Genomic DNA, 288 nt, shown 5'->3' on the forward strand with positions numbered 1-288 from the left:
GAAACCATACTGGCCAAGCGCGCCAAGCTTGCGCAGCTTGTCGAGGTTTTCCAATGCACCGTCAGGGTCATACTGGCTGGCGAGGATCGAGGCGTAAGGCGCGATCACCGCATTCTGGCCGAGGCCGCGCTTGAGGCCAAGCGTCGGTACGCCGAAGTTGGTGTACTGGTAGTTCATGTTGTGATCGCGGGCGTTGAATGCCGCTTCGGAAATGCCCCAAGGCGTGCCGAGACGGCGGCCGTGGTTCATCTGTTCCTTGACGATCAAATTGTTGGTCTGATTGAGGAT

The 288-nt window shown here is 58.3% G+C and carries 1 protein-coding gene; it reads right to left on the bottom strand.

The window, feature by feature from the left end; all coding sequences use genetic code 11:
* Positions 1-288 (bottom strand): glucoamylase family protein (locus tag OSC30_RS16825; protein ID WP_267173000.1); only part of this gene is annotated, 288 nt, incomplete at both ends.

This window comes from Frateuria hangzhouensis (assembly GCF_026410505.1).
GTDB lineage: Bacteria > Pseudomonadota > Gammaproteobacteria > Xanthomonadales > Rhodanobacteraceae > Frateuria_A > Frateuria_A hangzhouensis.